General features: G+C 40.7%; 19 protein-coding genes. 17 read left to right on the forward strand and 2 right to left on the reverse strand.

Annotated elements, in window-relative coordinates; translation table 11 throughout:
* Positions 1-129 precede the first annotated feature (129 nt).
* Entirely contained in the window at positions 130-828 is a 699-nt protein-coding gene (locus AC5EUN_RS05810; protein WP_493352197.1) for a hypothetical protein, read from the reverse strand.
* Between the two features lie 14 nt (positions 829-842).
* A complete protein-coding gene (locus AC5EUN_RS05815; RefSeq protein ID WP_493352198.1) occupies positions 843-1,541 on the reverse strand; it encodes a S24 family peptidase in 699 nt (232 codons plus the stop codon).
* Between the two features lie 111 nt (positions 1,542-1,652).
* Between AC5EUN_RS05815 and AC5EUN_RS05820 the strand changes: the two genes are divergently transcribed.
* The 17 genes from AC5EUN_RS05820 (at position 1,653) to AC5EUN_RS05900 (ending at position 13,273) form a co-directional block, all read left to right on the forward strand.
* Complete coding sequence (locus AC5EUN_RS05820) at positions 1,653-1,844, forward strand: Cro/CI family transcriptional regulator (RefSeq protein WP_493352199.1); 192 nt, start codon at positions 1,653-1,655, stop codon at positions 1,842-1,844.
* A gap of 10 nt (positions 1,845-1,854) precedes the next feature.
* Positions 1,855-2,172, forward strand: a complete 318-nt coding sequence (locus AC5EUN_RS05825; protein WP_120365319.1) for a hypothetical protein — start codon at positions 1,855-1,857, stop codon at positions 2,170-2,172.
* Positions 2,173-2,229: 57 nt separating this feature from the next.
* Positions 2,230-3,267 carry a hypothetical protein gene (locus AC5EUN_RS05830; RefSeq protein WP_493352200.1) on the forward strand — a complete coding sequence of 346 codons (1,038 nt, stop codon included), beginning with the start codon at positions 2,230-2,232 and terminating at the stop codon, positions 3,265-3,267.
* Positions 3,264-3,434: a hypothetical protein gene (locus AC5EUN_RS05835; protein ID WP_493352201.1), complete on the forward strand. Its 171-nt coding sequence runs from the start codon at positions 3,264-3,266 to the stop codon at positions 3,432-3,434. The genes AC5EUN_RS05830 and AC5EUN_RS05835 overlap by 4 nt, the downstream gene beginning before the upstream one ends.
* Before the next feature lie 2 nt (positions 3,435-3,436).
* The gene (locus AC5EUN_RS05840) at positions 3,437-3,949 is read left to right on the forward strand and encodes a RusA family crossover junction endodeoxyribonuclease (RefSeq protein WP_493352202.1); all 513 of its coding nucleotides are present in this window, start codon (positions 3,437-3,439) and stop codon (positions 3,947-3,949) included.
* The gene (locus AC5EUN_RS05845) at positions 3,946-4,359 is read left to right on the forward strand and encodes a hypothetical protein (protein ID WP_493352203.1); all 414 of its coding nucleotides are present in this window, start codon (positions 3,946-3,948) and stop codon (positions 4,357-4,359) included. The genes AC5EUN_RS05840 and AC5EUN_RS05845 overlap by 4 nt, the downstream gene beginning before the upstream one ends.
* 76 nt (positions 4,360-4,435) lie before the next feature.
* Positions 4,436-5,140, forward strand: a complete 705-nt coding sequence (locus AC5EUN_RS05850) for a hypothetical protein (protein WP_493352204.1) — start codon at positions 4,436-4,438, stop codon at positions 5,138-5,140.
* Between the two features lie 17 nt (positions 5,141-5,157).
* Positions 5,158-5,712, forward strand: a complete 555-nt coding sequence (locus AC5EUN_RS05855) for a hypothetical protein (protein WP_493352205.1) — start codon at positions 5,158-5,160, stop codon at positions 5,710-5,712.
* A 78-nt stretch (positions 5,713-5,790) separates the two neighbouring features.
* Positions 5,791-6,237: a hypothetical protein gene (locus AC5EUN_RS05860; protein WP_493352206.1), complete on the forward strand. Its 447-nt coding sequence runs from the start codon at positions 5,791-5,793 to the stop codon at positions 6,235-6,237.
* A 2-nt stretch (positions 6,238-6,239) separates the two neighbouring features.
* Complete coding sequence (locus tag AC5EUN_RS05865; protein ID WP_004979902.1) at positions 6,240-6,419, forward strand: hypothetical protein; 180 nt, start codon at positions 6,240-6,242, stop codon at positions 6,417-6,419.
* Entirely contained in the window at positions 6,419-8,062 is a 1,644-nt protein-coding gene (locus AC5EUN_RS05870; RefSeq protein WP_493352207.1) for a portal protein, read from the forward strand. The genes AC5EUN_RS05865 and AC5EUN_RS05870 overlap by 1 nt, the downstream gene beginning before the upstream one ends.
* A complete protein-coding gene (locus AC5EUN_RS05875) occupies positions 8,059-8,532 on the forward strand; it encodes a Bbp19 family protein (RefSeq protein WP_493352208.1) in 474 nt (157 codons plus the stop codon). The genes AC5EUN_RS05870 and AC5EUN_RS05875 overlap by 4 nt, the downstream gene beginning before the upstream one ends.
* A gap of 15 nt (positions 8,533-8,547) precedes the next feature.
* Positions 8,548-9,210, forward strand: coding sequence for a hypothetical protein (locus AC5EUN_RS05880; RefSeq protein WP_493352209.1), 663 nt, complete (start codon positions 8,548-8,550; stop codon positions 9,208-9,210).
* 16 nt (positions 9,211-9,226) lie between these two features.
* Positions 9,227-10,126, forward strand: a complete 900-nt coding sequence (locus AC5EUN_RS05885) for a phage capsid protein (protein ID WP_493352488.1) — start codon at positions 9,227-9,229, stop codon at positions 10,124-10,126.
* Positions 10,127-10,200: 74 nt separating this feature from the next.
* Positions 10,201-10,569, forward strand: coding sequence for a Gp49 family protein (locus tag AC5EUN_RS05890; RefSeq protein WP_493352210.1), 369 nt, complete (start codon positions 10,201-10,203; stop codon positions 10,567-10,569).
* Positions 10,570-10,640: 71 nt separating this feature from the next.
* Positions 10,641-11,204: a phage connector family protein gene (locus AC5EUN_RS05895; RefSeq protein ID WP_078390207.1), complete on the forward strand. Its 564-nt coding sequence runs from the start codon at positions 10,641-10,643 to the stop codon at positions 11,202-11,204.
* Entirely contained in the window at positions 11,204-13,273 is a 2,070-nt protein-coding gene (locus tag AC5EUN_RS05900; protein ID WP_493352211.1) for a phage tail protein, read from the forward strand. Before AC5EUN_RS05895 ends, AC5EUN_RS05900 begins: the two co-directional genes overlap by 1 nt.
* Position 13,274: the final 1 nt, after the last annotated feature.

Below are 13,274 nucleotides of genomic sequence, written 5' to 3' on the forward strand. Positions count from 1 at the left end.
TAAGTAAAGCATACTTTACTAATATTTTGTTGTAAAGGGTGCTTTACTAATTATTTTTAAGCACGCTTTACTTATTTGAATTTTAGATACAAAAAAACCGCCATAAGGCGGCTTGTTTATATTGTCATGTTATTTGGTTAAATCTTTTTTAATTACCCATTTTCCATTGTTGGGATCTAGCTCAGGGGACAGAGTTGCCAATACATGGCCTATTGCTGATATATCTGGAAAATCCTTATCTTCAATTTGTTCAACAAACCCCCAATAAATCAAGTTCCCCTTACTTAAATTATTAGAATAATTGTCATTAAAACCACCAACTAGTGTTGTTTTCCCAACATCCGCTAATTGAACCAAGAAGCACTGGCTACCATTTTTAAGCTGGTATTTATCTTGAATAATACCAAGGCTCATTTTATTGGAAATCATTAATGCTTCATAGTTTTCAGACGCATATTTAAATGCGGCAAGATTATTATTAAAATGCAAGTTTTTAAGTTTTGGTTTATTCCTGAATTTTCGGATATTGCTGTCACTCTTTATGCCGATTTCTTCACTCTTGTTTGCACCATTTACAACCCATTTTTTAATTTCAACTAAGATGAAATATCCCCATGACATTAGTAAACCGACTGGAATAAAGTAAAGATATAAATGAAAAATTAAAGAGTCTCGACTTCTTGGAAAGTAAGAAGGGTTAAAAATATCTACAAAATCTAAGTCCGCTACAATTATCCATAAAAAGAATGAAAATAAGCCCATAAAAAGAACAATTACACCAATCCTTTGAATTGCTGTAGACGTACCATATTGCCATAATTTTTTCACGAACTACCCCCTAGTTAGTATTTATAATCTCGCATGTGACGCACCATTACACCGATTATTGTAATGTCATGATCTTTGGATGAAAGGATTGGATAATCTGGATTTAATGGAACAAGTTCGAATTCTTCACGGCCAAATTCATCATAGCCAGTCACTCGAAATTTTTTAAAAGTTGCTTCGTGTGAGCCATTTTGAGCAATAACAAAGCACCCAGGTTTAGCACCTAACGCAGCATCAATAATTAACTTATCTCCAGCTATAAAATCAGGCTCCATGCTTCGACCAGTTACTTGAACGCTAAAAATAGCCTCAGGGTTTGAGCCATTGTAATCAGTATAAGTAAAGCTTAAAGGGATAATTCCATCGTAGTTTGTGGCGTTAAATATTCCAGCTTGCACAAAATCCAAGACAGGAATTTTATTTAACTTCATCTCAAGCGCACGCACATTGTTAAAACCTTGCTCATTTTCACTTTCTCGTATGAGCATTGGGGCGACTTCTCCAGCTAACCATTTGTGGTTTACGCCCAAGAACTCAGCAGCAAGGCTTAAATTAGAACCATCAAGTTCTTTCGTTGGTCCATTAAACCATTGACCAACACTTGCTTTACTTACTTTGCAGTACTCAGCCATTTCTGTGTTTTTTAATTTTTTTCCATGCTGACTTTCATAATGTTGTCTTGCTTGAGCCATTCGGTCTTGTAAATGAGCCATATTCAAACCCTTGAAATAGTAAAGCTAGCTTAACTTTTAGCAAGTAAAGTGTGCTTGATTTTATTTGGTAAAGTATGCTTTACTTATTCTCGATATTTCGAGGACAGTACCATGCAAATTGTTATGAAAAAAAAAGATGCCATTAAAGCATTCAAAAATAGAGTTGGGGTCGCTAAGGCAATTGGCATTACAAAACAAGCTGTAAGCCTTTGGGGTGAGGTTGTGCCTGAAGGATCCGCTTTAAAACTCTTAAGAGTTGATCCTGAAATTCCATACATTCAACAAAATGATAAGTCTGCTTAACGGTGAGCCCATGTCTGAAAAACTCACTGAGAGCATCACTTTCAAATGCACGTATGAAGAAAAGCGCAATTTAGAAGCTATCGCTAAGTCTGAAAACAAAACCTTATCTGAGCATTTAAGGGGTTTAGGCATATCGAATATCTCTGCAATTCGGGAACGATTAAATAATCTCGCATCACTCATGCGTCTGACCACAGATACCGTAGACACGTCTTTTGAGCTCCAAGCTCCACCGCGCTTTATAGATGTCACACCAAAACCACAGGCACAAAAAAAAGCCCAATTGCGCGAACAATTGGACTTTCTTGCCGTTCACTCCGAAAAGTAAACAGCTAGGTTGGAACCCGATGACGAATTTAACACGAAGAGTGGGGGCTGTGAAGATATGAATACTGCACAAGTTATTCCATTTCAAAAGCCACCACAGCCAAAACAAGAGGCTGGAAAAAGCATGTATAGCGATAAGTTTGTACAAGGCTATGTAATGTCTAGCCGATTGTATAGAAAGGAGGTCTGGCCGTTTCTAAGTGATGCGGCTAGAAATGTCTATGCGGAACTCGAAAACCGCATTAATGGACACAACAAAGAATCAGACTTTGTGAGCTACTCTCAATTGCAGGGTGGCGAGCTTGAAGGCTCACGTAAATTAGGGCGTACAACTGTTTCTAATGCACTTCAAGAACTTATAAAGTTAGAAGTCATTACTGTCATTGCTGATGGCAAGAAAGGTTTAAAATCATATCGAATTAATGATATTTCCCTAAAAGATCGGTTCACTAACGGGACTAGTACAGTAACAGGACTAGTTCAGTTACAAGACCAAGATCAGTCCACTAATGAGACTAAAACTAGTCCCGTAACAGGACTCACAATAGATAATAAGAATTTATTAGATATTAAAAAAAGATCTTCCTCTGTGGATAACTCAGAAACAGAAATCTTTAGCGATTCTGTCGAATACCACGAGGACAATAAAAATCTGTACAGCCTGAGAGAGCTTGCAGGTGTCTACACGATTCAAACTGATCTTGCTGACCAAGCAAAACGAATCAATCCAAAACTTGATGATTCAAAAATTCTGAGTGAGTTAAAAAACTTTGCACAGTGGTCTACCAGTCGAGAAAAAACCACGGCGCAAGGTTGGATGAATTATTGGATCTACCGTATTCAAAAACTTTCAGCGCCTAAGGCTAAATCTTCAAAACCGAAAAGCAAAGGCTTGTCAGATGCACAACTGAATTACTTCGCTTCAGAGTTGTGCAATCACCATGACTTCAGATCGAAGCACTCAAACATCGGTGAATCTCAAAAAGCATTCGAAAGCCGAATAAACACGAATATCCGTAAACCTGAATACGCGGATACGTATGGTCCATATCTGCACGAGCTTGGCTTTGTCGTCGATCTAGGGGCAAGCCTATGAACTCTCAAAGCAAACCTGTAGGAGCAACTCACTACGAATCAGACGGCACAGTTTGGAAAAACGAAAAAGGACTTTGGATGTTTTGGCGTGAGGGCTGGGGATGGTGTCAGTACGTTGGTAAGGCCAGTCATGCATTCCTGAACAAATTAATTGAAATCGGGGCTTAATCATGAGAATGAGTGAAAGAGAGCTAGAACTTCATTTAAAACGCCACGAAAAGCGAAAAAATCAAGCATTGCAGCAATCTAAACAGAAAAATGATGCAAAGGTACGTGAAGCAAATCAAAAAGCCTTAGAAGCGATTACAGAGCCAAATATGAAAGGAGAGGGAAAAGTAATTTTAAAGTGTGAAATTCCATCTACACCACCTTCAGTGAATAACTATTGGGTTGGCACTGGACGTACATGCAAAGTTAGCGATCGTGGTCGTGATTTTCATGACCTCGTTGCTATGACTATCCCTCAATTAAACACCACGTCACGTCTAAAACTAGATGTGACTTTTCATTTTCCAAATAAACAACGCCGTGACATAGACAACTTCTTAAAAGCGACGATCGACAGTCTTGTGAAATGCGGCTTGTGCGTAGACGACGAGCAATTCGATGAATTAAGCGTAAAACGTGGGGAAGTTATCAAAGGCGGTCTTATAAAAATTACAGTTCTGGAGCTTCAAAAATGAGTGATTTAGTTGTTGATTCTATAGTGTTTGCACAGTCTCCTCGCGCGCGCACGCGTTTCATCAATCAGCGTACGAAAAAGAAGGTCAAAGAATTTCTAGTCAAGCGCCGTGGCTATAAGCGTCCAGACTTCAACCGAATGATCTTGGATTTAGGCCGTTTGAAATGGACACACGAGAAGATTGCAGACGTGTTGCCAGTATCCAGTGCTTCAACTGTCTCAGAGTGGGCTAGAGGTGGCGTTCCAAACTATGACAATGGGGATGCACTGATTGAATTGTGGCGCTCTGAGACAGGCATTCAGCGCTTTCCACGTGATGGGGAATGGGGGACATACAAATATAAGATCGGGCAGCTAGATATGTTTGAAGATTGGGACGAGTTGGACGGTGTTATTGAGCAGTTGGAGTGAGATAAATGCTTAAAATTAAGGATGAAATAATTTAAAGATTGGCTATAATCTCGGCAAAAATTTACTTGATAAGATTATGCAGCTACCTAAGGATTTTTTGAATAAATTGAATTTGGCAGAAGTTTTAACTGTCCTTTTTATTTTTGGTGTAGGGATATCACTAATATTTAAAGCAGGGTTTTATAATACACTTGGGGTGGATTGGTATTTAAACAACTTGACTGCGCAACAGATTTTTTTATCTGCGGTAGGTATTGTTGTATGCGCTTTATTAGGTGCTGGACTTGGTCTTATTAATAGGTTTGTTCCCAAACGCTATTGGGAAGTACCATTTATATTATTAGTTTTATTCTTCGTTGGCGCAATAGGGATAAAGATTGCTGAAATTCAAGAATTTCAAGTTGAAGCTACTGTTTTTTTAACATCTTTAGTTATTGGAGTTGCTTTATCAGAGGTTAATAGAGATGTTGTTAATAAAGATGCTGTTCTATTATCTGAATTAAAATGGGAAGAACGTACTTTTTTTGAAAAAATTTCAGGTTCAATAATAATTGTAGTTTTCATTTTTTACTTTATTTATATGATTTACGACAGTGGTAAAGATAAGGCAAATTATTTATTGGATGATAAATATGAAAAGACATATGTGAAAATTAAGTCCGATAAAGAGCGATGGATACTTGTTGAAATGAATGGTGATAAAGTTTTCTTAATGTCAAAAGAATCAATTCCAAAATTCAAAATTATTGAATATAAGGAAATTGAGTTTTTTAAAAAATAATTTAAGGTTCTAAATTTATGTGGGATTGTTTAGTTAAGCTTTCAACATGGGCTGAAGGTAACTCGGGACAAATTCAGATTGTTGTCGCAGTAGCCGCACTTTTTTTTGCATATAAGGCTTATTTAGGATTAATGATTCAACTAAAGCATTCAAATGAGCAAGAAAATGTTGCTAATGAACAAAGGTATTTTGAGTTATATATCAAAATCATTTCTGAGTATGGAGAAATTTACTATTTAACAAGAAAAACTGTTACTAAATATCAAGATATTATTGCTGATTATGAGTTATTTCTTAGAGAAATTATAAAAAAAAATAGCAATGATCCCTTAAAATCTAGTGTGCATGAATGGATCAAAACACTAAAAGAGCAAGAAATTAAAGTTAGAAGTATGGAGATAGAAATAAAAGATCTAATGGGGGAATTTAAAGAATCTGAGGGTGGAGATATAGATTCAATACAGCTTATTCTTAAAAGATTAATTCCTCTTAATTCTAATTTAGGTAGAGTCGGGGAAACACCCGATAGAATGAGAATTAATCTTCGTAAACTAAAAGCAAAACTATCTTAAGTTTTGAGTAAATCACCCAACAAACCGATACACGAAACCCCGCACATTAGCCCTATCAACCAATGATGGGGCTTTTTTATGGCTACTACACCACGACGCACCACCCAAACACCAGGTGCAAAAAAAGAAACGACGACCACGGCGCAGACCTCAACAGATGACGTAATGGATGCTGTGTTGGGCAAATCAAAAGAGTCGGATGTTGTTGAAGACACTCAACCAGTAGACCCAGTGCAAACACAGCAATCAGCTGAAGATGTTTTGGCCGATATTCTCAGTGGCGAAGACTTAGGCCAAGAGGAAGCACCTGAAGGTTTCATTTCTTTAGAGCAATTCGATGCTCTTGCTGCACAACTTGCCATTAAAGAAGAAGAACTAAAAGGCGTAACGGCTGAGCTTGTTGCTACACGTAAGCAAGTCGTAAAGCTTACTGGTGGTCAAAATCAACAACCAACAACCCAAGCAGTAGCACCAGTGCGTAAAAAGCCTGTACTTACTGATAAAGGCTGGTTAGTGGAGGGTTAAACATGTGCGGGAAACCAAAAATAGTCCAACAAGACCCTGAAGGTGATGCACTTAAAGCAGCCGAAAAAGCAACTGCTGAAGCAAACGCTAAACGTGCTGGTCGTCGTACTGCAAATACAGACAGCCGAAGTGTTCTTGGTTCCAAAACTGAAAGCAAAACAACTCTAGGCGGTGGTGGCTAATGGAAAATGACGCTCGTATCTATTGTGCTCGCTTAGGTCAGCTTAAATCTGCGCGTGCGTTACATGAATCACATTGGGCAGAATGCTACCGATACGGAGCGCCTGAGCGTCAACAAAGCTTTAGTGGTTCAGATGTGAAGAATCAGCGCGAGACTGAACGTGCTGATCTGTACGATTCAACAGCGGCAGACTCGGTTCAAGTGCTTGTTTCAATGATCATGAACGGCGTAACACCTGCTAACTCTATTTGGTTCAAAGCGCAGCCTGACGGCATTGACGATCTTGCAGAGCTTACAGAGGGTGAACGTTGGCTTGAGGATGTCTGCCAATTTATGTGGCGCAATATCCATGCATCAAACTTTGACAGTGAAAATTTTGACACGCTCACAGACGTTGTAACTGCTGGTTGGGGTGTGATGTATGTCGATATTGACCGTGTGGCGCAGGGCGGTTATGTCTTTGAATCATGGCCTATAGGTTCGTGCTTCATTGGTTCAACACGTGCAGATGGCTTGATTGATACGATTTATCGTGAACATGAAATGACAGCTCAAACTATGGTGAATACATACGGTGAGAGCAATTGTCATCACTCGGTTGTATCAGTTGCAACAGAGAGTCCAGATACGAAGTTCAAGCTATTACACGTCATTCAACCACGTAAACAAACAGGTGCCGGGCAAATTAACAAAGCAATGCCTTTTGCTTCGTATCACATCGATATCAGCAATAAGCAGATGTTGAAGGAATCTGGGTATCACGAGTTTCCGTGTTCAGTCCCACGTTTGCGTAAATTGCCCGGTTCTGTTTATGGCAATGGTCAAATGTCTTTGGCTTTACCTGATGCTAAAACAGCAAATGAACTTGTCAAAAACACTGTGCGAGCTGCTGATCTACAGATCGGTGGATTGTGGATAGCACAAGATGATGGTGTCTTAAATCCTCATACGGTTCGCATTGGTCCACGTAAAGTGATTGTGGCCAATAGTGTTGAGTCAATGAAGCGTTTAGATGATGGAACAAATTTCCAAATTGCAGATTACCTTCTGACCAGTCTACAAGGCGGTATTCGTCGCAAGCTCATGGCTGATCAGTTGCCACCAATCGGCACCACTCAAATGACGGCAACAGAGATTAATACCCGTGTTGAAATGATCCGTCAGTTGTTAGGACCTATGTATGGTCGTCTACAAGCTGAGTATTTGCGCAGTATTTTAGATCGCTGTTTTGGCTTGGCATTGCGTGATAACGCTTTAGGTGATGCACCTGAAGAACTTTGGGGCCGTAATCTTTCATTAAAGTTTGTGTCACCACTGGCACGTAGTCAACGCATGGAAGAAGTCTACGCAACTGAGCAATACATCATGAGTCTTTCAAGCATTGCTCAAGTCGATCAAACCATTCTCGATAACGTCGATTTTGATGCTGTTGCGGTGCTCACAGGAACAGGGCGCGGCGTCCCTCAAACCATTATGCGTACAGCTGATGAAGTTCAACAGCTACGCCAAGCGCGTCAAAAGGCACAGGAAGAACAAGCTCAGGCACAACAACAGGCGGCAATGATGGATAAGGCTGGTGATGCTATAGCAAAGGGTATGGGTAATCAAATGGCGCAACAAATGGGAACGGAGACGATGCAATGATTATTGGTCTAGCCGTGATGCTTGTAGTTGGTCTTATCCTTGCCACTGGTTGGTGGAATGAAGTCAATAAAAATCGAGAGCTTAAACAGCAGCTTATTGATGAACAAGAGGCTAAAGCTAAGCTACTTCCCAAAGATAAGTCTAACGAGCCTGAAATTGAAATAGGCATTCAGGTCAAACGGCGATATTACCGTCCTGTGACAGCGGAAACCTACCGTAATTTATTCGATATCGATGTGAATGGTGTACGTGTCTTAGAACATCTGACATCAATTTTCTGCAAATCAACATATGTGCGTGGCGGTCAAGAAGCTGAGCGCGAGTCTTGCTTTAGAGCAGGCGAACGAAGTGTTGTGGAATTCATTATTAAGCAAATCAATCGTGCGAATGATCCTAACTATAAGGAAGAAACCCAGAGTAACGAATGGGTTGAACAGTTCAACAAACGCACTAACCCAAACAACTACTGACCAAAGGAATAACACATGATTAATCCAGTAGAAGAACCAGCAGTACCAGCAACAGATACAGCACCAAGTGTAATGGGAGCGCCACCAGTTGATCCAAATCCAACTGATTCACCTGAAGAACCAGTTACACCGCCAGCTGGTGCGCCTGAATCAATAGATGGTTATGAGGTGAATGTAGAAGGCTTTAACTATGACGAGTTTAAAGCTATTCCAGAAAACCAAGAGTTCTTAGAGCGTGCGCGTGAAGCTGGTCTAAGTAGTGAGCATTTAGGCTTTCTACTTGGGGAGTATAACCAACTTATTCCAAGCCTTATGGAAGGTAATGCAGCACTAGACAATGAAGCGTGTATTACAGCAATGAAAGAAACGTGGGGTGGGGAAACAGATGCTAATTTTGGATTCGCACGAGCAGCGGCAAACAATGCAATTCAGAATGGCATTTTGACAGCGGAAGAAGTGAATAGCCCTGAGTTTGGCAATAATCCACTTGTTTTGAAAATGGCTGCTTATTTCGGCTCACAGCTTCAGGAAGATACACCCCCTGCTAACACCCAACAAAGCGGTGCATTAGATGTTCAATCATTAATGAAATCGGAAGCCTACTTAAACGTAAATCACCCAGACCATAAACGTGTATTCGCGCAAGTAGAAGGCTTTTATCAGAAGCAATATAAATAAGGGGTAGTCCATGCCAATTGCAAACGAAAATAAAATCACAGCGGCGTTTGTACAGCAGTTCCATGACAATTATGAATTGGCATGTGCGCAAAACGTTTCACGTTTGCTAAAGACTGTAACGAATCGCGGTCGTATTGAAGGTGAGTCATTCACAATCAATGATATGGGACAGGTGGAAATGAAAGCTTCAGGTGCGCGTTATGGCGACACTGAATGGACAATTCCCGATGTAGGGGTGCGTTCAGTCCTAATGAATGATTTTGATTTATTCATTCCGATTGAAAAGCGTGATGAGCCAAAGTTAAAGGCACACCCAGACGATAAATACATGCAGTTATTGCATAACGCCCACAACCGCAAAGTGGACGACATTATTTATCAAGCCCTGATCGGTACGATTGCACGTAAAACTGTAGATGATGCAGGTGTTGCATCAACTACAAACGTAGCTCTGCCTGCTGGTCAAATTGTTGCCCCAACAGGTATGACGCTTAAACAGCAAATTATTTGGGCTAAGTCGTTATTCCGTAAAAACGAATGTGATGAACAGAACGGTGAGCAACTATTCCAGATTTACACCGCTGACATGATGAATGAATTTTTAAATGACACCACATTGACCAATGCGGACCATATGAAAATTCAGATGCTGCAAGACGGTGCTGTAGGTACGAAGTGGCTTGGTGTTGAGTGGGTTGCATACGAAAAAGTTGTTGCTGGTGCAACCGCAGGTTCTAAGCGTGCTCCGATGTATTGTAAATCTGCCGTTCATTACGGTGATGCTGCAATTACTGACTTTGGTATCGGTGTACGTGAAGACAAAAAACGTATCAAGCAAGTCGGTGGTGTTCACTCAATGGCCGCAGGTCGTGGGAATGAGCTAAAAGTTGTTGCTATTGATTATGACGCTTCTTAAGTCGTAGCTTTGGCCTCACGCTTTACGAGCAGGGCGTGAGGTCTTTTTTAATAACTTAGAATGAGAAAATGACCATGAGCAATACAGAGCAGCAAATTGAAAAAGAAATTCAAGACAAAGGATTAAATGCGCCACGTTTAACCCCTGAAATCATTGATTCAAAAATTGTAGGCGTTGAATATATTTTAACTCGTGATGTTTGTAAGCGTGATAATGGTGTTGAAATTTTTGATGCACCTGAACCACTTCAAACTTTAATTTTTTGCATTTTGACTTTAAAGAATGGCTTTACTGTTACAGGTGAGTCGGCATGTGCAAGCCCTGAAAATTTCGATGCTGAAATTGGTAAAAAGATTGCGTACCAAAATGCACGTGAAAAGATTTGGCTGCTTGAAGGTTATTTACTTAAACAGCGTTTAAAAGAACAGTCCGATTCAATTTAAATCGGACTCTAACACCCAACAAACCCACTCTTAAAAGCCCTCAAGATCATTAAAACTTGAGGGCTTTTTCTATGACAACAACATCAATATCCATCTGCAATGAAGCACTGAGCATGATTGGTGCTAAAGCAATCCAATCATTTGAGGACAATACAGAAAACGCACGGCGTTGTGCTTCGATTTATGACTCTACACGCCGTGGTTTATTGCGTATGCATCCTTGGTCATTCGCCAAGAAACGTGCACAGCTTGCACCAGTGAGTACACATCCTGCTTTTGGCTACAGCAATGCATTCCCACTGCCTAAAGATTTTTTGCGTCTATATGATTCAGGCCAGTACGAATACGAAATGGAAGGTCGCCACATTCTGGCCAATACAAATCTAATTAACTTGGTTTATGTACGTGATGAAGACAATGAAGAGCTTTGGGATTCTTTATTTTCGGAGTGCATGGCGCTGTATTTGGTGAGTAAGCTTGCAAAGCCGATCACTGGTAGCAATGCTGAAGCTGATAGCGCATGGCAGAAGCTACAGAACATGCTCAAACAAGCACGTGCTATCAATGGTCAAGAACGTCCAGCACAAGACTTTGCCGCAGATTACACCCCTAATTTGATTGGGGTGCGCTACTAATGAAGCAGGTCATCACTAAAAATAATTTCAGTGCTGGGGAGCTATCGCCAACACTGTATACGCGCACAGATATTCAACAGTATGGCAACGGAGCAAAGGCGCTTAAGAATGTGATTCCACTTGTCGAAGGTGGTGTACGTAAAAGACCAGGCACACTGTTTTTATCGGAACAGTTAAATGCAGTACGACTCATTCCGTTTGTGGTCAATTCAGACAATGCATTTCTAATTGTTTTTAAGCAGAATTTGGTTGAGATTGTTAATCCTAAAACACTTGAAGTGCTTGAAAGTATTGTTTCTCCATACACAGAGACTCAGATACATAACATCCAGTTTGTGCAGTATCGGTATGAAATGTATCTCACACATAGTGAAGTGCCAGTTCACCGCCTTTTATGTGATACAGCCTTTGATAACTGGCAGTTAAATCAGTTTGTTTACACCCATTTGCCGACCGACTCTGAAAATGCACGGTTTCCATTCCGAAAAGGAAAGCCCTCAGGTAAAGACATTGGTGCACTGGTATCTTTCACGCTGAGCTCATATAACAACTGGGTGAGCACACAGGCTTATTTAGCAGCAGATGTAGTTGTTTATGCTGGTAATTACTATCAGGCATTACGTGACAATACAGACAAGCAACCGAATGAAAGTGAACTAGATTGGGCACAGGTTACCGTTAGTGCAGGCGCAACATTTACGGCTGCTGATATTGGCAATTTGATCGAAGTGAATGGAGGGATTATTAAGATCACTCAGTTCATTAATGCTGATCATGTAAACGGAGAAATCCTTAAAAAATTAGATGCTGACATCACAGCAATTGAACGTTCTTGGGCAATTTTGCCGCCAGCATTTAACGCTACGAATGGCTATCCAAGATGTTGCACATTCTTTAAACAGCGCTTAGTCCTATCGAACACGAAAAAAGCACCAAACAAGGTGTGGTTTAGTGCTGTCGGCGGTAATGGTAATTTTCTAGAGACTACAGAAGATGGTGACGCATTCAGCATTGTGTCTGCATCTGGCCTATCAAACAGTATCTTATTCTTAGAAGCTCAGCGCGGGGTAGTGTGTTTAACCTCAGGCGGTGAGTACATGATCGACTCGGACGGCGCATTAACTCCTACAACAGTAAACATCAATGAACACAGCGCATACGGTGCATATCCAGTAACCCGACCTGAACGTGTGGGCAATGAGCTGTTATTTGTGCAGCGTGGTGGTGAGCGTGTCCGAGCTTTAACTTATCGCTATGAAGTAGATGGTTTGGTTTCACCTGAGGTCAGCTCTCTTTCTTCCCACATTGGAGAACAGCACGGCGGGGTCAATGAAATCTCCTACATGCAAGAACCCGAAAGTTTAGTGTGGTTGGTGTTAGGTGATGGCAAAGTGGCCACAATTACTTTTAACCGTGATCAAGAGGTTTTGGCATGGGCACAGCACGACTTTAGCGGTGAAGTGATTAGCATGTGTTCTATCCCTACACAGCTTGGTTCAGACCGTACTTTTATGTTGGTGAAACGCTCGGGTACCACGTGTCTTGAGGAAGTGTCTTTTAGTGCTAATGTGGACTCAGAACGCACATTGGTCGTGGATAGTGGGCAAGTAGTAAAGCCTAATCTACTTGATGAGGTTGTGGCCTATCACCAAGGGGATGATTTTATTTATCAGACCAATTTTGAAGAGGATGGGGCACACTTAGTTGTGGGTGATGAGTTAAACGGTGAAGGGATTAAAGTCGGTCAGCCTATCTACTGCACAGTTGAGCTATTCCCACCTGAATTGAATCAAGCACCGCTGTCTAGCATGTTGCATAAAGCTAAGGTCGATCGTACAGCATTCTTTTTTAACAACAACATTGCACCCGAGCTAAACGGTGAAATGATTGAAATTTTCACCTATGACGATAACCCACTTGCACCACGAAAGCCGCATACAGGCTATCACTTGGAAGAAGGTGGATCATGGGAGGATCTTCATAGAATCCCTTTAGTAATAACACACAACAAACCGCTGCCGTTTCACTTGCAAGCTATCACTATGCAGTTATCAATTAACGAGAAATAAC

This window comes from Acinetobacter sp. CAU_H_S170_2 (assembly GCF_058890445.1).